At 67.6% G+C, this 21,888-nt stretch carries 26 protein-coding genes and 1 pseudogene; 6 read left to right on the forward strand and 21 right to left on the reverse strand.

Annotated features, from left to right (window positions below; all coding sequences use genetic code 11):
• From ACYU8I_RS13030 to ACYU8I_RS13045, 4 genes are all read right to left on the reverse strand, one after another.
• A partial coding sequence (locus ACYU8I_RS13030) for a flavin-containing monooxygenase (RefSeq protein ID WP_460841483.1) occupies positions 1 to 865 on the reverse strand: 865 nt, incomplete at its 3' end.
• Positions 862 to 1,650 carry an SDR family NAD(P)-dependent oxidoreductase gene (locus ACYU8I_RS13035; protein ID WP_460841485.1) on the reverse strand — a complete coding sequence of 263 codons (789 nt, stop codon included), beginning with the start codon at positions 1,648 to 1,650 and terminating at the stop codon, positions 862 to 864. The genes ACYU8I_RS13030 and ACYU8I_RS13035, both read right to left, overlap by 4 nt.
• Positions 1,647 to 2,519 (reverse strand): cytochrome P450, encoded by an 873-nt coding sequence (locus ACYU8I_RS13040; RefSeq protein WP_460841487.1) that lies wholly within the window; start codon positions 2,517 to 2,519, stop codon positions 1,647 to 1,649. Before ACYU8I_RS13040 ends, ACYU8I_RS13035 begins: the two co-directional genes overlap by 4 nt.
• Positions 2,428 to 3,177: a cytochrome P450 gene (locus ACYU8I_RS13045; protein ID WP_460841490.1), complete on the reverse strand. Its 750-nt coding sequence runs from the start codon at positions 3,175 to 3,177 to the stop codon at positions 2,428 to 2,430. The genes ACYU8I_RS13040 and ACYU8I_RS13045 overlap by 92 nt, the downstream gene beginning before the upstream one ends.
• A gap of 187 nt (positions 3,178 to 3,364) precedes the next feature.
• Here ACYU8I_RS13045 and ACYU8I_RS13050 point away from each other — a divergent pair, with 187 nt between their 5' ends.
• Complete coding sequence (locus ACYU8I_RS13050) at positions 3,365 to 4,414, forward strand: helix-turn-helix domain-containing protein (RefSeq protein ID WP_460841492.1); 1,050 nt, start codon at positions 3,365 to 3,367, stop codon at positions 4,412 to 4,414.
• A 27-nt stretch (positions 4,415 to 4,441) separates the two neighbouring features.
• Here ACYU8I_RS13050 and ACYU8I_RS13055 read toward each other — a convergent pair whose 3' ends face one another.
• The 3 genes from ACYU8I_RS13055 to ACYU8I_RS13065 form a co-directional block, all read right to left on the reverse strand.
• Positions 4,442 to 4,693, reverse strand: a complete 252-nt coding sequence (locus tag ACYU8I_RS13055; RefSeq protein ID WP_460841494.1) for an adenylate/guanylate cyclase domain-containing protein — start codon at positions 4,691 to 4,693, stop codon at positions 4,442 to 4,444.
• Between the two features lie 288 nt (positions 4,694 to 4,981).
• Positions 4,982 to 6,094 (reverse strand): TerC family protein, encoded by a 1,113-nt coding sequence (locus ACYU8I_RS13060; protein WP_460841496.1) that lies wholly within the window; start codon positions 6,092 to 6,094, stop codon positions 4,982 to 4,984.
• A 659-nt stretch (positions 6,095 to 6,753) separates the two neighbouring features.
• Positions 6,754 to 7,053 carry a DF family (seleno)protein gene (locus ACYU8I_RS13065; protein ID WP_185254967.1) on the reverse strand — a complete coding sequence of 100 codons (300 nt, stop codon included), beginning with the start codon at positions 7,051 to 7,053 and terminating at the stop codon, positions 6,754 to 6,756.
• A 294-nt stretch (positions 7,054 to 7,347) separates the two neighbouring features.
• Between ACYU8I_RS13065 and cmtR the strand changes: the two genes are divergently transcribed.
• On the forward strand, positions 7,348 to 7,707 hold the full coding sequence (gene cmtR / locus ACYU8I_RS13070) for a Cd(II)/Pb(II)-sensing metalloregulatory transcriptional regulator CmtR (protein WP_284536484.1): 360 nt from the start codon (positions 7,348 to 7,350) through the stop codon (positions 7,705 to 7,707).
• On the forward strand, positions 7,704 to 8,303 hold the full coding sequence (locus ACYU8I_RS13075; RefSeq protein ID WP_284536485.1) for a cadmium resistance transporter: 600 nt from the start codon (positions 7,704 to 7,706) through the stop codon (positions 8,301 to 8,303). The genes cmtR and ACYU8I_RS13075 overlap by 4 nt, the downstream gene beginning before the upstream one ends.
• Before the next feature lie 177 nt (positions 8,304 to 8,480).
• Here the strand turns inward: ACYU8I_RS13075 and ACYU8I_RS13080 are convergent, their stop codons facing one another.
• On the reverse strand, positions 8,481 to 8,900 hold the full coding sequence (locus ACYU8I_RS13080) for a hypothetical protein (protein ID WP_460841500.1): 420 nt from the start codon (positions 8,898 to 8,900) through the stop codon (positions 8,481 to 8,483).
• 264 nt (positions 8,901 to 9,164) lie between these two features.
• Entirely contained in the window at positions 9,165 to 10,019 is an 855-nt protein-coding gene (locus ACYU8I_RS13085) for a helix-turn-helix transcriptional regulator (RefSeq protein ID WP_460841502.1), read from the reverse strand.
• Between the two features lie 101 nt (positions 10,020 to 10,120).
• Here ACYU8I_RS13085 and ACYU8I_RS13090 point away from each other — a divergent pair, with 101 nt between their 5' ends.
• Positions 10,121 to 10,879 carry an SDR family NAD(P)-dependent oxidoreductase gene (locus tag ACYU8I_RS13090; RefSeq protein ID WP_460841504.1) on the forward strand — a complete coding sequence of 253 codons (759 nt, stop codon included), beginning with the start codon at positions 10,121 to 10,123 and terminating at the stop codon, positions 10,877 to 10,879.
• A 101-nt stretch (positions 10,880 to 10,980) separates the two neighbouring features.
• On the opposite strand, the pseudogene ACYU8I_RS13095 reads toward ACYU8I_RS13090, so the two are convergent.
• From ACYU8I_RS13095 to ACYU8I_RS13110, 4 genes and pseudogenes are all read right to left on the reverse strand, one after another.
• Positions 10,981 to 12,295: pseudogene (locus tag ACYU8I_RS13095) on the reverse strand (IS256 family transposase).
• 41 nt (positions 12,296 to 12,336) lie between these two features.
• A complete protein-coding gene (locus ACYU8I_RS13100) occupies positions 12,337 to 12,471 on the reverse strand; it encodes a hypothetical protein (RefSeq protein ID WP_460841506.1) in 135 nt (44 codons plus the stop codon).
• Positions 12,472 to 12,624: 153 nt separating this feature from the next.
• Positions 12,625 to 13,230, reverse strand: coding sequence for an alpha/beta fold hydrolase (locus ACYU8I_RS13105; protein ID WP_460841508.1), 606 nt, complete (start codon positions 13,228 to 13,230; stop codon positions 12,625 to 12,627).
• Between the two features lie 280 nt (positions 13,231 to 13,510).
• Positions 13,511 to 14,485 (reverse strand): hypothetical protein, encoded by a 975-nt coding sequence (locus tag ACYU8I_RS13110; RefSeq protein ID WP_460841510.1) that lies wholly within the window; start codon positions 14,483 to 14,485, stop codon positions 13,511 to 13,513.
• A 169-nt stretch (positions 14,486 to 14,654) separates the two neighbouring features.
• Here ACYU8I_RS13110 and ACYU8I_RS13115 point away from each other — a divergent pair, with 169 nt between their 5' ends.
• A complete protein-coding gene (locus ACYU8I_RS13115; protein ID WP_460841512.1) occupies positions 14,655 to 15,245 on the forward strand; it encodes a TetR/AcrR family transcriptional regulator in 591 nt (196 codons plus the stop codon).
• A 61-nt stretch (positions 15,246 to 15,306) separates the two neighbouring features.
• Here ACYU8I_RS13115 and ACYU8I_RS13120 read toward each other — a convergent pair whose 3' ends face one another.
• The 4 genes from ACYU8I_RS13120 to ACYU8I_RS13135 form a co-directional block, all read right to left on the reverse strand.
• On the reverse strand, positions 15,307 to 15,852 hold the full coding sequence (locus ACYU8I_RS13120) for a hypothetical protein (RefSeq protein WP_460841514.1): 546 nt from the start codon (positions 15,850 to 15,852) through the stop codon (positions 15,307 to 15,309).
• A gap of 183 nt (positions 15,853 to 16,035) precedes the next feature.
• Positions 16,036 to 17,454 (reverse strand): alpha/beta hydrolase, encoded by a 1,419-nt coding sequence (locus ACYU8I_RS13125; RefSeq protein WP_460841516.1) that lies wholly within the window; start codon positions 17,452 to 17,454, stop codon positions 16,036 to 16,038.
• Between the two features lie 465 nt (positions 17,455 to 17,919).
• The gene (locus ACYU8I_RS13130; RefSeq protein ID WP_460841518.1) at positions 17,920 to 18,585 is read right to left on the reverse strand and encodes a response regulator; all 666 of its coding nucleotides are present in this window, start codon (positions 18,583 to 18,585) and stop codon (positions 17,920 to 17,922) included.
• Positions 18,586 to 18,599: 14 nt separating this feature from the next.
• A complete protein-coding gene (locus ACYU8I_RS13135; protein ID WP_460841520.1) occupies positions 18,600 to 19,637 on the reverse strand; it encodes a sensor histidine kinase in 1,038 nt (345 codons plus the stop codon).
• Positions 19,638 to 20,176: 539 nt separating this feature from the next.
• On the opposite strand from ACYU8I_RS13135, the gene ACYU8I_RS13140 reads away from it, so the two are divergent.
• Complete coding sequence (locus ACYU8I_RS13140; protein ID WP_460841522.1) at positions 20,177 to 20,527, forward strand: DUF6968 family protein; 351 nt, start codon at positions 20,177 to 20,179, stop codon at positions 20,525 to 20,527.
• A 95-nt stretch (positions 20,528 to 20,622) separates the two neighbouring features.
• Here ACYU8I_RS13140 and ACYU8I_RS13145 read toward each other — a convergent pair whose 3' ends face one another.
• From ACYU8I_RS13145 to ACYU8I_RS13160, 4 genes are all read right to left on the reverse strand, one after another.
• On the reverse strand, positions 20,623 to 20,751 hold the full coding sequence (locus ACYU8I_RS13145) for an aromatic-ring hydroxylase C-terminal domain-containing protein (RefSeq protein WP_460841634.1): 129 nt from the start codon (positions 20,749 to 20,751) through the stop codon (positions 20,623 to 20,625).
• Positions 20,752 to 20,772: 21 nt separating this feature from the next.
• Positions 20,773 to 20,985 carry a hypothetical protein gene (locus tag ACYU8I_RS13150; protein ID WP_460841525.1) on the reverse strand — a complete coding sequence of 71 codons (213 nt, stop codon included), beginning with the start codon at positions 20,983 to 20,985 and terminating at the stop codon, positions 20,773 to 20,775.
• Between the two features lie 171 nt (positions 20,986 to 21,156).
• On the reverse strand, positions 21,157 to 21,318 hold the full coding sequence (locus ACYU8I_RS13155; protein ID WP_460841527.1) for a hypothetical protein: 162 nt from the start codon (positions 21,316 to 21,318) through the stop codon (positions 21,157 to 21,159).
• Between the two features lie 122 nt (positions 21,319 to 21,440).
• The gene (locus ACYU8I_RS13160; RefSeq protein ID WP_460841530.1) at positions 21,441 to 21,884 is read right to left on the reverse strand and encodes an FAD-dependent monooxygenase; all 444 of its coding nucleotides are present in this window, start codon (positions 21,882 to 21,884) and stop codon (positions 21,441 to 21,443) included.
• Positions 21,885 to 21,888: the final 4 nt, after the last annotated feature.

Raw genomic sequence — 21,888 nt, forward strand, 5'->3', positions numbered from 1 at the left:
CGCCCGTTCCCGAAGCTCCTCGGGATACTTCCTCGGTGCTGCCATGACTCTCATCCTTCCGTGGAATGAGAGCCTCCATCAGACCCGGCACGCGACACATCTCGACGAATCCTTGGCTGATCAGCCGGGTCGCGCTGCGCCCCCCGGGCGCGCTCAGCGCCCGCTGCACCCACCGTGGCACGGGTAGGTCGGGCTTGGGGAGGCACCAGATCGGGGTGCGCTGGAACACCGTCAGGGTGTCCACCTGCTCGGCGATGGCCGGGATCAGCTGGATCGCCGAGGCGCCGGTGCCGATGACGGCCACGCGCTGGCCGGACAGGTCCAGGTCGTGGTCCCAACGCGCGGTGTGCACGGTCGTCCCGCGGAAGGTGTCGATGCCCGGGAGGTCCGGGGCCTTCGGGGTGGTCAGCACACCCGAGCCGTTGATGAGGAAGCGGGCTCGCACGGTGGCGCCGTCGTCGAGCTCCAGGCGCCACAGATGCTGCTCCTTCTCCCAGACGGCGCGGACGACGTGGGTGCTCAGCCTGATCCGGCTCGTGAGTGCGTAGCGTTCGACGAGCCATTCGGCGTACTGCTTGAGCTCGTCGCCCGGGGCGTAGGTGCGCGTCCATGTGCTGCGCTGGGCGAACGAGAACTGGTAGCTGAACGACGGGATGTCGACCGCCACGCCGGGGTAGGTGTTCCAGTGCCAGGTGCCGCCGACGCCGTCACCGGCCTCGAGGACGACGAAGTCGTCCAGGCCTGCCTCGCGCAGCTTGATCGCGGCTCCGATGCCGGAGAAGCCGGCCCCGACGACCGCCGTGTGCAGGACCGCTGCGGCCTTCGCATCGGCCTGCACCCCGTCGTGCGTGACGCCGGCGCTCACAGCCGCCCCACGAGGTCGCGCGCCCTCGAGGGCAGGAGCCGGATCCCCAGGTAGCCGAGGGTCGACTCCAGGCCGACGGGCGACACGGCGGTGTTCTTCGACGCTGCCTTCACGATCGCCCTCGCGACGGCCTCCGGGGGGCGGGCGTGGCGGAAGGTCCAGGTGAGCCGGCCGTGCTCGTCCTCCCCCACGCCGCGCAGACGACTCGTGTCGATGATGGGGGTGTCGATGACACCAGGGCAGATGGCGCTGACCCCCACGCCGTGCCGGGCCCAGTCGGCGCGCAGCGACTGCGAGAGCATCAGCACCGCGGCCTTGGTCGCACAGTACGCCGTGGTCCGTCGGCTGGGGACGTAGGCCAGACCGGACGACACGTTCACGACCTGGCCCCTGCCGCGTTCCCGCATGAACGCGCCGAAAGCGTGGCAGCCGTGGACGACGCCATCCAGGTTGATCGACCGGATCCAGGCCCAGTCCTCCAGGGTGCAGTCGAGAAAGTCTCCGGCCAGACCGACACCCGCGTTGTTGACCAGGACGTCGACCGGTCCGTGGTCGTGCTCGATGTGTCGCGCCATCTCGGCCACGTCGTCAGCGACGCTCACGTCGCACTCGTACGCGTCGGCGTGGCTCCCGCACAGCCGGGCCGTTTCCTTGGCCGAGACGTGGTCGACGTCGACGCAGACGACGGCGCTGCCGGCGCGGGCGAAGGCTCGCGCCGTGGCACGGCCGATGCCGCTGCCGGCTCCGGTGACGACGACCCGGTCGGGGTTGTAGATGCCAATCATGACCGTCCTCCGTTGGTGGGGTCGACGTGCACGGGACACGGGTCGGCGGCGCTCGCGACCGACCCGGTGCCCGGTGACGCCGCGGTCAGGGCTGGGCAGCGACGGCGTACGACGGTGCGCAGCCCGTGCTTCGGCCTCAGGGTCAGCGACTGGGCCAGCACCACCGGGTGACCCGGCTCCAGGTCGAACACGTACCGCTGGCTCAGCGTGGCCGCGATGGCCACCATCTCCATCAGGGCGAAGCTCTGGCCGATACACACCCGACGGCCACCACCGAACGGCAGATACGTCGAGCGCACCGGGCGCGCCGCACCCGGCATGAACCGCTGGGGGTCGAACGCGTCGGGGTCGTCCCAATAGCGCTCGTCGTGGTGGATGGCATGGACCGGGATCAGGACCGAGGTCCCCTTGCGGATCCGATGGCGCCCGAGGACGTCGTCGGCGAGCGCGGTGCGCGGGATGAGAGGGACAGCACTGTAGTAGCGCTGGGACTCCATGACGCAGGCCGTCGTCCACGGCAGCTGGCTCAGGTCGTCGGCGGTGACCCTGCGCCCCGCCAGCACGCTGTCGACCTCGTCGAGCATGCGCTCGCGGTGCTGGGGATGCAGCGCCATCAGGTACCAGAACCACGACAACGCGTTGGCCGTCGTCTCGTGCCCGGCCAGCATGAAGGTCAGCGCCTCGTCGCGGACACGCTTGCGCGACCAGGAGCCGTCATCCGCCCCGATCAGCATGTTGAGGAGGTCAGGCTGATCGGTGGGATTCGCGTAGCGCTCGTCAAGCACGCCGGTGACGGCCGCGTCCAGGCCGCCGGCCACCTCCTGCAGGACGCGGAACGGCGGCGGGGCCGGCACCCGCGAGTAGGACATCCGGGTCAAGCCCCCACACACGAGGAGGCAAGGCCCCCACGAGCCCGATCCTCAGCAGGACCTCCGTCGCCTCGAGCCCCCTGGTGGCCAGATCGTGCATCCTCTCCACGACCTCGCCGAAGTCCTGGCTGAACAACGCGTTGGCCACCACCCGCAGCGTCATCTGCACCATCTGCTCGTGGATGTCCACCACGCTCCGCCCGTCGGCGCCCGCGAGCCCCTCCGCCATCTCCTCCGCCATCTCTTCCACCGGGTCGACCATAAGCGCCACCAGCCGATGGAGGCGCCGCTTGGCGAACATCGGGTTCACGGCGCCACGGTGCTGGGCCCACGACTCACCCTCGTCGGTCAACAAGTTGAGTCCGGCCGCGGCCTTGATGGGCTCATACTCCAACGACTTCACGTAGTTGAGCCGATTGGCGTGCAGGACATGATCGATGTGGTCGACGTTGGTGACGACCACGAAACGCCGGGTGCCGATCCGCGTGCGGGTGAACTCGCCACGCGTCAGCTTGCCCAACACCCCGCGGTGGGGATCGAGGCCGACGAGCAGCGTGTCGATCGTCGCCGAGAGCGTCCCCAGGGTCGTCGTACGAGACTCGTCCACCACCGGATCGGGCACCCCACGATCGCCTGGTCCCGCGTCCTGCGTGGTCACTGACATGCTGCGGCTCCTTCGTCGCGGACCGCCGGGTGAGCCCGGCGCGTCACTAGACACTAGGAACCGTTTCCCCCTCCCGTAATGACTCCAACGGACGCGCGCTTGATAGTTTCGGACAATGAAGCTGCAGCCGTCGGCGGCGTCCTCACCCCCAGACTCGACCTTGTCCATGCTCGGGTTGGCGATGCTGACCGATACCGCGCGCACGACGTGGGGGGTGAGCCCGGCGACGGTCCTGGCCGGCACCCACGTCGACGCCGATCGGCTCGAGGAGCGGCACTCCACCATCGCCTCGAAGCAGCAGTTCCGTGCCGTTCGCAACGTGGTCGGACAGGGCCCCGACCCACTCTCGTTGGGCGTCTCGGTGGGGTTGGGCACCAGCCTGACCCAGTTGGGCCTGTTCGGCTTCGCGGTGATGGCCTCCCCCACGATCCGCGAGCTCATTGCCATGGCGCTGCGCTACTTCAGCCTGACCACCCTGGTCCTGACGGTCGATCTGCACGAGGACGCCGAGGGGGCCCGCCTGGTGCTCGGCGACTCCCACCTGCCCGACGACGTGCGTCCCTACTTCGTGGGGCGCGACGCGACCGGGATCGCGACCGTCGTCCTGCCGTTCCTCGGCACAACGCTCGAACGGTACGGGCGGCACCTAGTGGTCGCGCTTCGCCACGACGACTCCCCCTTGGCCACCACCCTCTCGCAGTTCTCGGTGGGCGCGATCGAGGTCACCGAGAGCGATCGACTCGAGGTGCGATTCCCGACCGCACTGCTCGACGAACCCCTGCCCCAAGCAGACCGACACACGGTGCAGACCTGCCTGGAGCAGTGCGAACGACTGCTGCAGCGCCGGTCCGCGCGCTCCGGGCTGACCGCCCAGGTCCGCACCCAGCTGCTCGCAGACACTCGCATCCCGGCCACCTGCGACGAGATCGCGGCCGCGCTGAGCGTCCATCCACGCACCCTGCGCCGACACCTGGCCGACGAGGGGACCTCGTACCGGCGGCTGCTCAACGAGGTGCGCAGCGGGCTGGCGGCCGAGCTCCTCACCGAGGTCGGCCTCACCGTCGAACAGGTCTCCCTGCGCCTCGGGTACACCGAGACCGCGGCGTTCTCCCGCGCATTCTCGCGCTGGTACGGCGTGCCGCCCAGCAGGTACCGCCGACTCGACGCCCCGAGGCCGTCGCCGCAGGAGGCCGCACCGGCCGCTCCACCGCGGACGAGCCACGTGACCTGACCCGGCCATCTCGAGCAGACCCAGGACTCACGACCCGGACGACGTCCACGGGATCCGGTGCACCAGATGGGAACCCGCCAGCCCCGTGAGCGCCACCTCACGGGAATCGGCGACGTCTGCGTCCTCGTCGAGCGCGGCCAGAGTGGACTCACTCACCAGGATCTCGGCTCCCACGGCGAGGTCGGCCACCCGGGCGGCGTAGGCGACGTTGCGGCCGAACAGGTCGTCGTCGCGGCGCACGGCCGTGCCGCGATGGATCGTCACGCGGAGCGTGACCACAGCCGGATCGTCACGCGGAGCGTGACCACAGCCGGATCCTGTACTGGCACGCTCCGCGAGCCAATCCTGCACTGGCGCGCTCCGCGAGCCGATCGGCTCGCGGAGCGACCCCGGTGCCCGATGGGCTCGCGGGTCCGAGGGTTGGGTGCGTGGTAGCTCCACACCTCACTGGGAGGTCTTTGTCATCGCCCAGCAGGCGCACCCCGCATCCGTGGTCAGTTCACCCTGCTAGCGCCCGGAGGGCGGCTGTGGGCCTTCTAGCGGCCGCGTCTTGACCGCTAGACAATGTCAGTGGATGGTGGAGTCGAGGCTTCTGCCGGGACCGTCCATGTTGTCGAGTCCGAGGCGTCGGCGCTGGCGTCGGGTGCCACCGATGATCTCGGCCGGCGTGTCGTCCCCGTACTCCGCTTCGTGGCCGGCTAGCAAGCCGCCGTCCTCGTCCCGGACCCGGAACGGCTGCCGGTCGGCGACCTCTGGTGCGTGCCGGTCCTGTCCGCGGGTCTTGCGCATCGACAGAGCGATGCTGGTGCCGATGATCGTCGCGACCACAGCCAGGCTGATCGTCGTCGGGATGTAGTAGACGTCGATCTTGAGGAGCATCTTCATCCCCACCCAGATCAGCACCAGCGCGAGACCGGCCTTGAGGTAGACGAAGCGGTGGATCAGGTCGGCGAGCAGGAAGTACATCGCCCGCAGACCCAGGATCGCGAACGCGTTGGCGGTGAAGACGAGGAAGACCTCGTCGGTGACGGCGAAGATCGCCGGGATCGAGTCGACGGCGAAGATGATGTCGGTGACCTCTACCAGTACCAGCACGGCCAGCAGCGGGGTAGCCACGAGTACGCCGTTGCGGCGGATCCAGAACCGCTGGCCGCGGTACTCGCTGATCATCGGCACCATCCGCCGCAGGGTCGCGAGCGTGCGCGATTGGGACGGGTCGATGTGGGAGTCGCGCTGCATCAGCATTTTCGCGCCGGTCACCAGCAGGAACGCGGCGAAGACGTAGAGGACCCACGAGAAGCTGGCAATCAGCGCCGAACCACCGGCGATAAACACCGCCCGGAACACCAGCGCACCGACGACGCCGTAGAACAGCACTCGGTGCTGGTACTCGCGCGGGACGGCGAAGAAGGCGAAGATGATCGCCCAGACGAACACATTGTCGACCGCCAGTGACTTCTCGATCAGGTAGCCGGCGAAGTACTGCTGCCCGAACTCGGCGCCGTACACGCCCCAGATCAGCATCCCGAAGGCCACGCCGAACGCGACCCACACGGCCGACCAGGTCGCAGCCTCGCGGACCGAAATCACGTGGGCGTCGCGATGCATGAACAGGTCGAGGACAAGCATCGCCAAAATGACCCCGAGTACAGCGGCCCACGCCCAGAAGGGGACGTCCATCAGTAAAACCTCGTTTCATCGCAGAAGGTGAAACGAAGGTCTCCCCCGAGCCGTCAGACCCGGCCAACGAGTCATCGCTCCGCAACGCCGGAGCTGTGAGGCTCGAAGTGGCGACGTTACGAGGGTGGGGTACTCCCCTTCGATCCGCGTACGCGGAGTAACGATTATGACGACATCAACCTCGGCCTGTCAAAACATGGGCCCTGATTGGTGCCCGGTCGCGCCGCTGCGGTGCGCGCCGGCGGACCCCTGCGTGGTCACAAACCGCAAGCCGATCGCCGAACGGAACGTCCGGACATGCCGAATTCCGGACGACCCGCTGTGGTGGTGGTCTTATTCCCCTAAACGAGCCCCACCGAACTCCAAGTCCGCTCTGTCAGGGATTGATCGCGCGACACCACAGGGGCCCACGGGTCCTCGGTCGCCCCGGCGCCGGATTCCCGTCGGCTACGCCTGCGCGTGCTCCAGAGTGGCCTTCTCCTGAGCCGTGTGAGGACCGCGGTGCCGCCACGGAAATACCCACCGGAACGGGCTCAAACCCGGGCGCTTGCACCAGCAGTCGTCGGCGCAGCCGCACGTCATCATGCCCGCTGCTTCCGCGACCTTGTTGCCGACCGCGACGAGCAGGTACCCCCCGAGAACGATGAGTACGAGGCGCTTCACGACAACACCTCCACCAACTGCTCGACCGTCGGCGAGCCACTCAGACCCTTCGGGGTCGAGTAGACCCGGCAGGCCAGCCCGACGTGCTGCTCACCGGTCGCGAAGGGGTCGCGGCCGTCGACCCGGATCGTCGGGGAGCCGGTGAAACCGAACTCTTCGGCCTGAGTAGTGGTCTCCACCTGGCGTCGTTCCACCGTGATGTCGTCACGCCTCAGGGTCGTCAGCGCCTGCGCCAGCCGCTCATCTGCCACGGTCCAGTTCGGGCAGCCCTCGAAGTAGAGCAACTCGACCTTCATGACCAACCTCCCGAAGCCGCGTGGTGGGTCACCCCGACCCCTTGACCTTTAGTATCTCCCGGGCTCCCTCGACGGGAGCGTGGCGCTCGACCTCCGATCCGGACACGTCCTGACAGCCGCGATGAGTACGTCTCTCCACCGCCTGTCGGCGTACCGGAACACCCGGAACTGCGATGAGAGCGCGTCGGCATTCTGTCGGCCACACTCGCGGATGCGCGTCGAGCCAACGGCCGACATAGGGCAGGGCTACCCCCCACAGATCAACAGTTCAGCGACTGCTGTATTGTCTCAGCCATGTTGACCGTCGCCACGCGCCTGGACGTGATGAATCGGCTTGGTCGGGCAATGGCCGATCCGACCCGTTCGCGTTTGCTCATGATCCTGTTGGAGCGGCCCGCGTATCCCGCCGAACTGGCGGCAGATCTTGGCTTGACCCGATCCAACGTGTCGAACCACCTCTCGTGCCTGCGGGACTGCGGCATCGTTGTCGCGGAACCGCAGGGTCGCCAGATGCGTTATGCCATCGCTGACCCGCACCTGGCGCGAGCACTCACCGCCCTGGTGGAGGTCACGCTCGCGGTCGACGAGAGTGCACCGTGCATCGACCCGGCCTGTTCCCTGCCGGAGTGCGGCAGCGGAGGGGTCGGCGCGTGATCCTGACTTCCGCACTTCAGGCGTTCGGGCTGTTCATTGCCACCAACATCGACGACATCATCGTGCTCTCGCTGTTCTTTGCCCGAGGAGCCGGACGAAGCGGGACCACAACTCGAATCTTGGCCGGTCAGTACCTCGGCTTCGCTGGCATCTTGGCCGCAGCGGTGCTCGTCTCATTGGGGGCAGGAGCCTTCTTGCCCGAGGAGGCAATCCCCTACTTCGGCCTCATCCCGTTGGCCTTGGGCCTCTGGGCGGCATGGCAGGCTTGGCGTGACGGCGACGATGACGATGACGAGGCGAAGGTCGCGGGCAAGTCTGTGGCGGCCTGGACGGTCGCCGCAGTCACCTTCGCCAACGGTGGTGACAACATCGGGGTCTACGTTCCTGTCTTCCTCAACGTGGGTCCCGCCGCGACTGCCGCGTACTGCGTCGTATTCCTCATCCTGGTGGCGGCGCTGGTCGTGCTGGCGAAGTTCGTTGCCACTCGTCCGGGTATCAACGAGGTCCTTGAGCGTTGGGAGCATGTGCTGTTTCCGATCGTCCTCATCGGACTGGGCATCGTGATTCTGTGGGGCGGCGGAGCGTCCGGCCTCTGATGTGACGACGCGAGTTGGACTCTAAGGTGGAGGCCGTTGCGATGTCAGGTGGCATTTTCGACCGGTGCGGCCATCTGGATCTGCCGCGTTGAGGGCGGCTACGCTCGTCCGGATCCCCGTTGCGGGCATCGCATCCTGCTATGGCCGTGATCTGCGCTGACAGCTCGACGAGCGGGCTCAGACCCTCCCTGCGCCCCGTCGACGATCGGTCAGGATTCGGAGCGCGAGAACGTTGACAAGCGCTGCGCAGGTCAATGCGAGGACGCCGACGACGTCCGTGGTGACCACAAACCAGTGCGGCAGACCTCCTGTTGCCGATGAGTTGCACTCGCCAGCCGCCGTGCACGATGCAGAGCCCGAACTCCCAGAGGGGTTGGCACCGGGAACAAGCGCCAGTAGGCCGTACGCCAGGTAGTAGCCGGGCACGGCAATCATGCTTGCTGGAAGCGACAGCACTGCGGCGAGCAGAATCGTGGAAGTCGAATCGCCGGCGAATCCCACACCCGCCACGACGGCCACGCAAAGGGCATACATCGCGCCGACCGACCGCTGCAACGGCGAGACTTGCCGCACAGTGCCTGCCAGGCCACCACCCATGCCGTGAGGCTAACTGGTAGTTCTCGACCTACCCCCTGCAACCGCAGGATCTGCCGCTGGGGTCTGCTGCACGAGCAGGTGACAGGTTGGCTGTCAGTGCCCTGAGTGGATCGTCACGCGGAGCGTGACCAGTGCGGGATCCCGCTGTGGTCACGCTCCGCGTGACGATCCCGCTGTGGTCACGCTCCGCGTGACGATCCCGCTGTGGTCACGCTCCGCGTGACGATCCCGTTCCGGGTCTGCATTGTGCAGGCTGCGCCGAGGTCAGCACCGCGAGTCGGGCGTGGTCGTGGCGGTCGACCAGCTGGTTAGCAGGGTCAGGACCCGAGCGGTCGCTGAGTCGGGCTCAACGGTGTACACAACCAGACGCTGGTCCGGGTCGTGCGGTCCAACCACCGACTCGATACCGAAGACCAGCGGCCCCGCGACGGGGTGGTTCACGCGCTTGATCAGCGAGGTGCGGAAGGTGACCCGGTGGTCGTCCCACCACGCGGCGACCTGCGGATCGCCGGCGCGGAGCTCGGCCAGCAGCGCGGTGAGCACCCGGTCATCCGGATGACGGCCCACCTCGTAGCGCAGCGCACCGACGGCGGAGGCGGCGAAGTCGGCCCAGTTCGCGATCCGCTCGTGGGCGGCGGGATCCAGGAACAGCCATCGGACGAACGAGGCGCCGGTCTCGGCCGGCCAGCCGATGACCTCGCGAAGCAGCGCGTTGGAGGCCAGGACCTCGGAGCGGCGCCCGAGCAGCAGCGTCGGGACGTGGTCGAGCTGTGCCATCAGCCGCAGCATCCCCGGGTCCGCGCGTGCCGCGAGGTCGCGCGCCACGCGTCGCCGTGCGGCGGGAGCGGCCAGGTTGCGCAGGTGCGCGGCCTCGACGTCGTCGAGGCGCAGGGCACGCGAGAGCGCCTCGACGACGTCGTCGCCCACGCTGTGTTGACGTCCCTGCTCGAGCCGGCTGTAGTGATCGGTGCTCAGACCGACCAGGGCCGCCACCTCCTCCTTGCGCAGGCCCGGCACGCGGCGCGCGCCCGGCAGGGGTGTGATGCCGGCCTGCGAGGGGGTGAGCCGGTCGCGTCGGGAACGCAGGAACGCGCCCAGAGCGGAACGGTCGGTCGCCATGCCTGCACTGTAGGAGCCGCCGGCCACGCCAGCCTGGGCATGGCGTGCCCATGCACCGTTCGTCCTGGCATCCGCGGCACGCCCCGAGCACCGTGGGAGCCATGAACTCTTCCTCCTCAGTTCGAACCGCGCTCGTCACCGGGTCCACCAGCGGCATCGGCGCGGCCACCGCCCGCACCCTGGCCGCCGCCGGGTGGCACGTCGTCGTCACCGGCCGTGACCGGTCCCGCGCGGAATCCGTGCTCGACGCCATCACCGCATCCGGTGGCCGGGCCGACTTCGTGCCCTCCGACCTCACCGCGGGCCCCGAGGACCTGCGCTCCTTCGTGGCGGCAGCGACCGAGGCAGCCGCCGGCGGCCACATCGACGCCGTCGTGCACAACGCCGCGCTGTGCCCACCCGTGGACACCGTGGCGCTGACCGACGCCGACCTCGAGGCCACGCTCGCGGTCAACCTCCGAGCCCCGCACGTGCTGACCGCCGCGCTCGCGCCGGCGATGGTCGAGCGCGGCAGCGGCGCGATCGTGGTCATCGGGTCGTGGATGGCCCACGTCGGCCACGCGTTCGTCGGCCTCTACTCCGCGACGAAGGCCGCCGAGATCCAGCTGGCTCGCAGCTGGGCCGCGGAATTCGGACCCCACGGCGTTCGCGTCAACACCGTGTCGCCGGGCGCCACCAGAACCCCGATCAACGCCGCCGACGACGACGTCATCGCCCAGATGACGGCCGGCACTCCCGCCGGGCGACCCGGCACACCCGAGGAGGTCGCCGCCGCGGTGGCGTGGGTGCTGTCGCCCGACGCGGCCTACCTACACGCAGCCGAGCTCGCCGTCGATGGCGGAATCACCGCGACCCGTTGATCGAACCATCTCATCGGTCGGCGATCCTGCACTGGCGCGCTCCGCGAGCCGATGTGCTACCGGGAGCGGGTCTGTCAGAAAGTTTGTGTTCGCTTCATCGGCTACTGAAGACCCAGGCGGTCGCCGTAGGTCATGGACAAGACGTTCAGGACGCTCTTCCAGCTGTTGATCCGTCCTGAGGGATTGGGCCGATCCTTCTCCCGGTGACGTGCGGCCAGGTAGAGAATCTTGAGCGCGGACTGCTCGTCGGGGAAGTGACCCCGACGTCTGGTCGCGGCCCGGAACCTGGCGTTGAGCGACTCGATGGCGTTGGTGGTGTAGATCATCTTGCGGACCTCGACTAGGAACGCCAAGAAGGGCGTGAACTCCGGCCACGAGCGTCGCCACATCTCGATCATCGCGGGGTAGATCGGCTCCCACTGCTCGGCGAAGTCCGCGAACGCCGCCTCGGCGGCCTCGACGGTCGGCGCGGTGTAGATCAACCGCAGCTGCTTGGTGATGGTCGACCAGTACTTCTTCGAGGCGTACCGCAGCGTGTTGCGGACCAGGTGCACCACACAGGTCTGCACCGAGCCCTGCGGCCACGTGGCCGTGATCGCGTCCGGCAGGCCCTTGAGGCCGTCGCAGCACACGATGCATGCGTCGAGGATTCCACGGTTCTTTAGTTCGGTCAGCATGTTGAGCCACTGCTTTGCTCCTTCGCCGCCGGTGGGTCCGACCCACATCCCGAGGATGTCGCGTTCGCCGTGAGGTTGATCCCCACCGCGACGTAAACCGGCCGGTTCCCTACTGTGGCGGCGCCTGAAGCGGACCCGGCGTTGGCGCGTACCTAGAGCACGATCGCGTCGATGAGGATCACCGGATAGACCGGGTCCAGCGGCCTGGCCTGCCACTCCCGCATGTCGAGCAGGACCTGGTCGATGACCTTGCTGACCAATCGCGAGAGATCTCGGTGTCGTAGACCTCTTCGAGGTGCGCGGCGACGTCGCCGGTGGTCATGCCCTTGGCGTAAAGGCTGATCACCGCTTCGTCGAAGCCGGCGAGGCGGCGTTGGTGCTTGGCCACGATCTGGGGCTCGAAGGTCACCAACCGGTCCCGGGGGACGCCGATGGTGACCTCGCCAATCTCGGTACGGACCGTCTTCGGGCTGGTCCCGTTGCGCAAATTCGGACCACCGGCCAGCGACCGGCCCACCGGGTCGCCCTTCTCATAGCTCAAGTGCTGGGCCATTTCGACCTCGAGGGCGGCCTGCAGGACCTGCCGGGTCAACGCGGTCAGCAGGCCGCCCTCGCCGGTTAGCTGGACGCCGCGGTGGGCAGCAGACGCGACCAGCTCCTCAGCCAGCCGCGACATGTCAGAGGGATCGAAGCCGTCCCGAACCGGGACAAGCTCGCCGAACGACAAGTTCTCTGTCATGGACGTGATGTTCCTTCCGCCCACGGCCACAGCCGCGGACCTCACGCCGACTCAGAAACACAAAGTTCCTGACAGACCCAGTCGTAACCCATGGCGCTCGGGAAACGGCGGCCGGTGACCATCTTTGCCTCGCCGTTGCGATGGTTGATGTCCATCGGGTTGAGCGCGGTCGCCACCACCCGAACCGACACTTCGCACGACCAGGGATCGGGGATCGACCTCCTCGAGTTGCGTGACCTCGGGTCCGCCGTAGCGGTGGTACTGGATTCGCTGCATGATGTCCACCGTGAGCGTGATGAGCTTTGATGGTGGCATCTGCACTGGCCGGATCAGGTGAGGCGGTCCCAGAACGCACCGAGAGCGTAGGCGGCCTGATCTGGGTCTTGCACCATCCACCAGTGCCCGACGCCGTCCAAGGTGGCTACCTCGGCGCCGGACGCGTCGGCGACGTCGTGACACATCGCCTTGGTGCCGGTCATGTCGTCGTCGCTGGCGTGGAGAATGAGGCCGCGTCGGGTGGTGGCGGTGGGGAGGTACCTACCGGCCTGCGCCATGGCCGGTTGTGTGGCGGAGCGGTCGAGCGTCAGGATGGCGCGGCCCATCTGCTCGTCCAGTGCAGCCGCGAGCCGTTCGGCGACGGGGCTGCTGATGCCCAGGTCGTGCATGGCAGCAGTGCGGTCTGTGAGCGGTGGAATGATCATTGACGCGACGAGGTCTTCTCCCTCGCCCGGGGTCTGCCAGGTTCTCGCGAGTGAGTGCCACTCGTAGCGGGGGTGAAACACGGCCGCGCTGTCGGTGACCCAGCTCCGAACCAGGTCCGGACGCTTCATGACCGCGTTGAGGACGTGAACGCCTCCCCAGTCGTGGCCGATGAGATCGACCGGGGCGGCAAATGCCCGTAGCTGGGCGATTAACCAGTCTCGGTAGCCCGGCATGGTCGCGTTGAACCAGTCGGGGAGGTGTGTGCCGAAAGCCTGGCGGGGAGAGGCACATCACGTCGTCGCGGTTGAGACTCGCCAGTAGCGGCTCCCACACGGCTGCGCTCTCCGGGTTGCCGTGGACGAACACCTTCGTCGGTTGTTGCGTTGGTGTCGTAACTCCCATGAGTGGTCCAATTCCGGTCGAGTGAACCGATGTCTGCACGCTGCACGGGGCGAGATCTGACGGTGATGAGCGCTTGGCCGCTTGACGAGTCTGTCTACTTGGAGCTGCGCACTACCACGCGCGGCGTGCGTGGCGCCGTATCGCGTGGGCGGCGAGGGACGCGATCATGCCGGTTCCCGCGAGCAGTGCCCCGGTGAGGCGGTCGATCCGGGTCACGGGTTGTCCTCGGAGGGCCTGTTGAAGGGTGATCCCGGTGATCGCGGCCCAGGCACCGGCCGTAGTGGAGACGATTCGCGTTCGGGTTCCCTCCGCGACTTCATCCCGTGCGAGACCTCGAAGTGCGAGGGCGAGAAGTGGAAGCCCTTGTAATGCGTGCATCCCCACGAAGTGCGCTACGCGAAGGTCGCCGTGCTGGGTGTTCCAGCCCAGGAAGGGGAGCCCTCCAGTTGGATCGTCGCCACCGACTGAGTGCGAGCCCAACATGGTCGGGCGGTCTTCTGCTCGTTGTTCTGCTGTCGGCCGACCCATCGCGAACCCGACGGACAACCCTGACACCCCGATCGCCAGACCAGACCGCAGAGCCCAATCCAAGGACCGGTCGCCCAGGGACCGGCTGAAGACAGTCAGCAGGGTGCCGATCACCAATGTCACGCCGTAGACCGCCGGCAGGGCAAGGCCCATCACCGCGTACAGGCGCGAGTCCAGCGCCGTCGAGACATTGAAATGGCTCCGACGCTGCCGCGCGGCCTGCAGCGAGATGACGGCGATCTCGACAAAGGCGGCCACGGCCCCGAAGGTCCCGGCCCACCAGCCGATGCGATGCAACGAGGGCTTGGACACCTTCGAGAGCATCCACGCCAGCGTCACGGTGTAGGTCCCGAGCGAGATCGTGAACTTGAACGGCTTCACCCACACCGAAGCACCGTCGAGTCGCCGTCGGTCCACCAACGAGCCAAGTCCAGCCGCAGCACCCCAGACCACCATGAGAGAGGTGAACCCGACCAGCGGGCGATGCCAGCCGTAGACGATGCGAGCGCTCATCCTCAGGGAGCTCAACGAGGTGAGCGAGAACGCCTCGTCGGTCACCAGTCGAGAAGTTGGGTCATGTCCAACAGGACCCATGAGATCTGAGCGGAGGCCCGACGTATCGAGCCGTCGGGCGGCAGACGTCGCGGCCAAGGGCATACGGGGTGTTGAAAACACCTCTCCAAAGTAGGCACCGCCTACTTATGTTGTCAACGCCTACACTGCTGCCGTGGTCCAGGATCAACGTCGCTATCACCACGGCTCCCTCAAGCAGACCCTCCTCGAGGAGGGGCGCCGGTTGCTGGTCGAGGAGGGCGAGGGCGCGGTATCGCTTCGCGAACTGGCCCGCCGGGCCGGAGTCAGCCATGGCGCACCCCGACGTCACTTCGCCGACCGTGAGGCTCTTCTCGACGCACTCGCCGCGCAGGGGTTCGACGAGCTCAGTGCGCAGCTGCTCGAGGCCAGATCGCCAGGCGACATCGAACAACGGCTCGCCAACTACGCTCGAGCGCACGTCGCCTTCGCTGCCCAGAACGGTCCATTGATGAGGCTGATGTTCGCCCGACCTGGCCGCTTGGCGAGGCCTGAGTCTGCCGCCTCCGTGTCTGCGGCGAGGTTCGCCGGCATTGGTGCTGCGATGTTCGAGCCCGAGGAGGACGGCCGGTTCGACTCTTTGCCATGGGTGCTGACCGCGACCTTGGAGGGGATCGGCGGACTCCTCACCAGTGGCCGACTGCCGTTGGAGCACGTCGACGACGTCACCGCTCACGCGGTGAGGATGTTGCTGCCCGCAGTACGTGGCCGCGCTCGAACCACATGACGAGGGAGCCTTTCGTTTTTCGCCAGACCGGACTCGTAGGTCCCCTTCCGGTGGTCGATGGTCACCTGAGCACGAGAGCCACCGCGTAGCCGGCGGCGGTGGCGCAGGGCACGGTGAGCCAGAACGACCGCGTCAACGACCGGCGGAAGACACACACAAGAGCAACGGCGACAGCGGCGTCGAAGCAAGGGTGAGCCAGAGCTCGCCGAACGCGGCTTGTGTGAACGCCACCTGCGTCATTCGGGCGAGCTCGCCACACAGCAACCCGATGACCGCGGCCAGCGAGACTCCTGCGCGTGCGGAGCCCGGCGTCGTGAGCTGGGTGTCCGAGGTAGCCGAACACAGGCCCGGACACCAAGGAGAGGGCGCCGAAGGGAAGGAGTCCCAGCAGGTAGTAGTCGAGGTTGGTCGCGAACGGAACGTAGTACACGATGCACATCGACAAGAGGAGCGTCGTGGATGCCCGCCTCGATTGCCTGAGGTCGGAGGCCCAGAGTCCAGCCAACACAGCCGCGACGACGTAGAGGCAAAGTTGACTCATGAAGACCTCGACCGTGTTGGCTACTCGGTAGCCGAAGGCCGCCACCGCACCGAGCAGGCCGCCCATCCACGTGCAGTGAAACACGGTCTCGCGAGATCCGAGGTGGTTCGACTGCGGAACTCTCGACTGCGGCGCTTTGGACTGCGGTGCTGACGTCTCATCACGGCTCGACAAAAGGAGATTGCCGCCTCTCGCGTGGCTGGTTCAGCACGGCGGGTAGCCTCCAAACGTGCTGCAGCATGGTCGGCATCAATCCGACTCGGGCCGGAAGGGACCGCGATCCTGCCGACAGACTGTGCCCACCGCCGGGAGCGCTCCTCGCAGCAGATAGCGGTTGACCGCTCGGTCTATGCAGGTGCTCTTGTTGAGCATCGCGGTGTGCCCGCCGCCGGTCTCGGTCAGGAGGCGGGCATGGGACAACTGGCGCGCCATGCGGATCGAGCCGCTGAAGGCGGTGTTGGAATCGGCCCGAGTCCCGATGACCAAGACCGGCGAGGTACTGCGATCCCACGGACCGGTGTATCGGTCGGCGTCACGAGCTCGCCACGTGGCGCAGGGTTGCGCGAGCCAGGTCCACGTGCGGCCGAGTCCGAAGGGCTTACGCCGCTCCGCGAGGCGCCCCTGGCGGTCGTAGGCGTACGGATTGCTCGGGTTGGGGCTTTCGCCGCAGAGCACGCCGAGCGTCCCGGCGGGACTCGCGCTCGGGGTCTGGGCGAGCTGCCTGAGGAGCTCTTCGACCTCAGCCGGCACCGGTTGATTCGACCGGGTCTGCCGCCAGATCGTCTGCAGCAGGCTTGCCAGCTCCCGCCACCCCGGCGACGCCGTGGTCGCGACCTGCGATGCCAGCAGGGACCCGGTCAGGCTGGCGGTCTGCGCGAAGGTGAATCGGAACGAGCCGACCGTGACGGGCCGCTCGTCGAGACGAGTGAGAAGCACTCGGTACTTCCGGGTGGTCGCCCGGGGAGAGTTGTCGGCGAAGGCGCATCGTGATGTGCCGGCGGTGCCGCATCGCCGCAGGAACAGTCGCAGACCGCGGTTGGCGCCGCGCGGGGATCTGATGCGGGAGAAGGTGTTGATGCGGCCGTCGGCGGCGGTGCCGTTCCACTGTTCCGGCGGGACGTTGCCGTCCAAAACGATCCGGCCTGCGCGTCGGGGGAAAAGGTTGAGGTAGGTCGCGCCGAGATAGGTGCCGTAGGAGGGTCCGTAGTAGTTCAGCCTCGGTTGGCGAAGGATCCGCCGGAGGAGATCCATGTCGCGAGCGACGTTCGCGGTGCTCATGTGCCGTTGGATGGGTCCCCCGTTGCGGGCACACGCGTCGCTGTACTGCCGGTAGGTCCTGACTGCTCGACGCACCTCGCGGGCTCCGTTCGGGAACCCGGCGGGCAGTCGGGACAGCAGCGCGGCCTCGTCCTCGGCGCTGTCGAAGCAGGTGAGCGGGGTCGAACGTCCGATCCCGCGCGGGTCCAGCGCCACCACGTCGAACTTGTTCCGCATCGCGGAGGCGAAGAGAGGGAGGGTTCCGGACAATGCGTCGGTGGGAGCTCCGCCAGGGCCGCCCGCGTTCCAGAAGATGATCTTTCTAGGTGAGGAATTCCGAGACGGCAGGGTGGCGCGATGCCTGATCACGGCGACGTCGATGGTCCGCCCGTGCGGATCGTCGTAGTCCAAGGGCGCCGTCATGGTGGTGCACTGATAACGCGTCGCCTGCGGGCAACGAGTCCAGTTCAACCTCTGGCGCACGTAACGAGACAGCGCGGATCTTTCACTATCTGACACGCGTTGAGGGCCGACCAGCCCATCACTCGCGATGTCTGCCGACAGACCTGGCCGAGGATCGCGACCGTCGTGGTAGGTAATTGCGGCCGGCGTCGAGACAGTACCCGTCGCGGACGTGCTCGCCGCGGACGGACCTGTCGTTGGCGCGCTGAGTAGGGCGATGGCGGCTAGAAGAGTGACGGCCGGTCGGAACGTGCGACTGCGGGAGGCCATCGGCGCTCCTCCTGGAACTGGTGGGTATTCGTGCTGACCTCCTCGACGCTAGGGACGGGTGTCTCGACACCACCAGAGCCGAAGGACGCAACTGTGGACCTGCACCTTTGGGTGCAAGACCCCCGAGATGTCCCTGGCGCGACGTCAATCAGGCAATTCGACGACGCGGTTGCGGTAGGCCCACACTGCGACTTGCAGCCGGGACTGCGCGCCGAGTTTCGGCAGGATGCGCGCCATGTGGGACTTCACCGTCGCGGTCTCGACGACGAGCTCGCCAGCGATCTCGTCGTTGGACAGCCCCTGTGCAATCAGGTGGACGATCTCCAGTTCGCGCACGGTGAGGAGTGCGACGGGTCGACCGGAAGGAAGCGGACGTTCTCGTCGGCGTGCGACGACCTCGCTCAGGACTCGCTTAGTCAGCGAGTCGCTGAGGGTGCCGTTGCCAGCGGCGACTGATCGCACGGCGCGGACGAGGACGTCGGGGTCGGCGTCCTTCAGCTGGAATCCAGACGCGCCCGCCTCGAGCGCGGCGAAGAGGTAGTCGTCGAGCTCGAAGGTGGTCAGCACGAGAACCGGCACCGGGTCATCGACGTCGGTCCGGCACAAGGCACGGGTGGCGCTGATGCCGTCCATCACCGGCATTCGAACGTCCATGCAGACCACGTCGGGGCGCAGCCGGGTGACCAGATCGACGGCCTCGCGTCCGTCGGCCGCCTGGCCGACGACCTCGATGTCGGCTTCTGCGCCGAGCAGGGTCGCGATCCCGGTCCGGGCGAGGGGTTGATCGTCGGCGACGACCACGCGGATCACGGACCTCGTCTCAGTCATGGGGCCGCCGCGACCGGCTCGCGGGGCAGGCGCATGGTGACCTGCCAGCCACCGTCGTCTGTCGGACCGGCCTTGAGGTCGGCGCCGGTCAGTTGAGCGCGTTCTCGCATGCCGAGCAGTCCGTAGCCTCCGCGGGACGGGCCGTTCGACGATGAAGCGGCGGGGGCACACGGCCGTCCGTTGCGGACGGTCACGATGACGGCGTGGGGTGCCCGGGCATCGAGATCGACCTCGCACGCCGCGCCTGGCGCGTGGCGAGCGGCGTTGGCCAGGGCCTCCTGAACCGCCCGATACGCCGCGAGCTGAGCCAACGGACCGACGCCACGTCCTGGGTCATCCTGGCCGTCGGCAACGAACTGCCGACCGTCAGCAGTGAACTGCACGTCCACTCCGGTGGCCGCAACTCGTGCCACGAGTTCGGGCAGGCTTCCCAGCGCCTCGGGGCCGAGGGTGTCGCCGGATCCGGGTTCGCGGAGCAACCCGATCAGGCGCCGCAGGTCGCTGAGAGTGGCGGTGCTCTGCGCTCGTACCTTCACCACGGCCTCGGTGGCGGCCGCGGGGTCGGTGACGATCTGCCGCTCCACCGCTGCGGCGAGCACGGCGATCGCGCTCAGGTGGTGCGCGGCGATGTCGTGGAGCTCGCGAGCCATGTTCGCGCGCTCGCGGGCCAGAGCGGCATGCACCATTGCGTGGTGCTCCCTGGCGACGGCGCGGTCCTCGGCGGCCCGAGCGGTGCGGACCTCGCGCTGCGCTCGAACCCACGTCGCGGCGAGGATGGTCAGCAGCAGTGTGCCGACGTACTGCAGCGTCAAGCCGATCAGATCACCCTGCGAAAGAGTGTCGTAACTGGCGATGGCCATGGCACCGCCGAGGATCAGCAGCCCGGCCGTGCCGAGAAGAGCCGGGACCAGTTGTAGCAGTGGGTGGCGGCTGACGGTGGAGAAGACACCGATGACCACTGCAAGCGCAGCGATGGTCGTGGCGTCCTCCGCTCCTGCGAGCGCGACCCCTGGCGCGGTGAGCGCGAGGATCACGATCCCGAGCCGGGGAAGCGAGCGTGACAGCGGGAGAAGAAGAGCCTGGAGCGTCAGGATCGCCCCCGTTGCCCACCAGGTGAGGGAGCCGGTGGCCGGTAGGACCGCAGCCTCGTCGTCCAACAAGCCCGCGACAGCGAGGGACGACACGGATAACGCCGCGCATGCCGCAGCAGCCACCAGGTCTGGTCGTCGGGGGACCTTTTTCACCGCTCACCTCCACTGACGAGGATGGTAGCGACGGAGAACGCCCTCGCCGCGGGTCTCGCAACCTCACCGAAGGGCGCACCGGCGCCACACCTCCGGCCGCCGACCGTCGAAGCCCACCTCGAGCGGCGTGAGTGGTAGCCGTCGGCACTGCGATCGGATACAGGTCCTTACTCTCTCGTCACCATCACGAGGGGCCAGAACCTCGGTGGCGTGCTTTGGACAGCACACGACGATCCGAAAGGCTTGGCTACGACGGTCTGATGCGCTCGCAAAGTTTCAGGAGAACTCCGTGCCCCAATCACGAGAATCGGCTCAGTAGACTTGCCGGCATGGTCGGCGGAGACGAACCCCGCGAAGTTGACGTCATCGCCGCGCGTTCGTTGAGGGTTGGGTCAGGTCGGGTCGAAGTGGCATTCGGTCGACCCCGATTGGTTGCCGACGACGAGTGGGCATGCCGCTTCAGGATCCGCGGCTCATCAAGCAGTCTCGTCGCTGATGGTCACGGCATTGACGCTGTTCAAGCGCTCCTCGATGCCGTGACGCGCGCTGGTAACAGCCTGGCCAGGGATGAAGACGTGCACTGGGCCGGCGGGGCTGGCTCGGGCCTGCCCGTGTCGACCTGGGATGCCCACCTGGGCGAGGTGCACAGCGTGTTGGTCCATCAGCTGCGGCGGGATTAGTCGTTCTGCGAGGGGTGAAGCGAGAGGTCGTGATGGTCGAGGTTCCATGCGGACCCACCTGCAGTCACGCCTCGACTCGCGAAGGGGCGGGGTCATCACCGTGAGCGCCCGAGCACAGCCGACAAGGTACGGCGAAGTTCGGCGTACGGGTCTGGACCCTGAGTCATGGATCGCCAGGCAATGTGCTTGTCGTGTCGGACGAGGAGGGCACCGCTCTCCTCGATCTCGGGGAGCTTGGCCCAGTCCTAGTAGAGATCGCTGACGTCGCGACCCGGGCCGATGACTACGGCTCGCAGCGAGATGCCGAGCTCGTCGGCCAGCCGTGGTGCGGCGTCGGCCCACGCCTCGCCGGCGATGCCGGTGACGATGGTGAACTTCGTGTACGGGGCGAGGTCCATCATCGCGAGGCGGTTCATGGTGTCGCCGACCCAGGCGTGTGGGAGCCGGGAGCCGGGCACGGTCGAGGCCTCGTAGAAGAGGTCGGGGTCGCGGGTCGGTGTGGGTCGCGGGGATCCCGTCGGGCATGATCGCCGAGGATTCGTAGGACTGGCCCAGCTCGACGCCGTGGGCGTTGAACTCGTACTTTTGATCTCCATCGCCTTGATCAGCGCTTCGCGCTTGGCGGCGCCCTAGGGGGTCTTGGCCTTGCGCTCCTCGATCTGGCGCACCATCTCGGCCTCGTCCTCAGCCTCGGTCACACGGAGGGCGACGAAGAGGTCGGAGAACTCGCGGCTGGACTTGTTGGCCCGCTTGACGACCTGCTCGGCGATCGGTGCCCGAGCGGGCGCCATCGGCGTCGATGAAGTACTTCGCTTGGACGACCTGGTGCTCGCCGGTGAGCCGGTCGAGGGTGAGGACGTCGACGCCGTCCGCGTCCCTGGGTGTGGGAGACGTACTCGGTCGAGGAACGCGCCTAGGTTCCGCGTTCGGCGGCGTTGCGGACGAGGATGGGCTCGAGGTAGGTCTGCGGGATGTCGACGGTCAAGCAGGGTGACGCGAGCCGGTAGTCGGCCTTGCGATCGGGCCGGGTGCCCCAGGTGCGGATGCGGCCGATCTCCTCGCCAGCGATGGAGGTGCAGAACACGGTGTCGCCGACGAGCTCGTGCGGGGTGGCATCGGCCAGCACCTGCTCCTGGACGCCGAGGTCGCGAAAGACCTCCATCGCCCGCTGGTTGGTGATGTGCGCTTGCGGCGTGTTCGCTGTCCAGCGGTACTTGGTGATCATGACGTTGGGGACCCCGAGGCTGGAGAGCAGCAGCGCGGCCGCGGCGCCTGCGGGTCCCGACCCCACGATCAGCACGTCTGTCTCGATTGGCGTCCGGTCCGCTTCGGTGTTGTCCTGGCCGTTGCTAGTCATGGTT

It is taken from the genome of Nocardioides marmoraquaticus (assembly GCF_054777915.1).

What these genes read in the sequence shown, in the direction of transcription:
- ACYU8I_RS13035 (WP_460841485.1), bottom strand. Translation starts at nt 1,650, where the DNA reads ATGATTGGCATCTACAACCCCGACCGGGTCGTCGTCACCGGAGCCGGC.
- ACYU8I_RS13040 (WP_460841487.1), bottom strand. Translation starts at nt 2,519, where the DNA reads ATGTCCTACTCGCGGGTGCCGGCCCCGCCGCCGTTCCGCGTCCTGCAG.
- ACYU8I_RS13050 (WP_460841492.1), top strand. Translation starts at nt 3,365, where the DNA reads ATGCTGACCGATACCGCGCGCACGACGTGGGGGGTGAGCCCGGCGACG.
- ACYU8I_RS13060 (WP_460841496.1), bottom strand. Translation starts at nt 6,094, where the DNA reads ATGGACGTCCCCTTCTGGGCGTGGGCCGCTGTACTCGGGGTCATTTTG.
- ACYU8I_RS13065 (WP_185254967.1), bottom strand. Translation starts at nt 7,053, where the DNA reads ATGAAGGTCGAGTTGCTCTACTTCGAGGGCTGCCCGAACTGGACCGTG.
- cmtR (WP_284536484.1), top strand. Translation starts at nt 7,348, where the DNA reads ATGTTGACCGTCGCCACGCGCCTGGACGTGATGAATCGGCTTGGTCGG.
- ACYU8I_RS13080 (WP_460841500.1), bottom strand. Translation starts at nt 8,900, where the DNA reads ATGGGTGGTGGCCTGGCAGGCACTGTGCGGCAAGTCTCGCCGTTGCAG.
- ACYU8I_RS13085 (WP_460841502.1), bottom strand. Translation starts at nt 10,019, where the DNA reads ATGGCGACCGACCGTTCCGCTCTGGGCGCGTTCCTGCGTTCCCGACGC.
- ACYU8I_RS13090 (WP_460841504.1), top strand. Translation starts at nt 10,121, where the DNA reads ATGAACTCTTCCTCCTCAGTTCGAACCGCGCTCGTCACCGGGTCCACC.
- ACYU8I_RS13105 (WP_460841508.1), bottom strand. Translation starts at nt 13,230, where the DNA reads ATGCCGGGCTACCGAGACTGGTTAATCGCCCAGCTACGGGCATTTGCC.
- ACYU8I_RS13120 (WP_460841514.1), bottom strand. Translation starts at nt 15,852, where the DNA reads ATGGGCGGCCTGCTCGGTGCGGTGGCGGCCTTCGGCTACCGAGTAGCC.
- ACYU8I_RS13140 (WP_460841522.1), top strand. Translation starts at nt 20,177, where the DNA reads ATGGTCGGCGGAGACGAACCCCGCGAAGTTGACGTCATCGCCGCGCGT.
- ACYU8I_RS13155 (WP_460841527.1), bottom strand. Translation starts at nt 21,318, where the DNA reads ATGGCGCCCGCTCGGGCACCGATCGCCGAGCAGGTCGTCAAGCGGGCC.
- ACYU8I_RS13160 (WP_460841530.1), bottom strand. Translation starts at nt 21,884, where the DNA reads ATGACTAGCAACGGCCAGGACAACACCGAAGCGGACCGGACGCCAATC.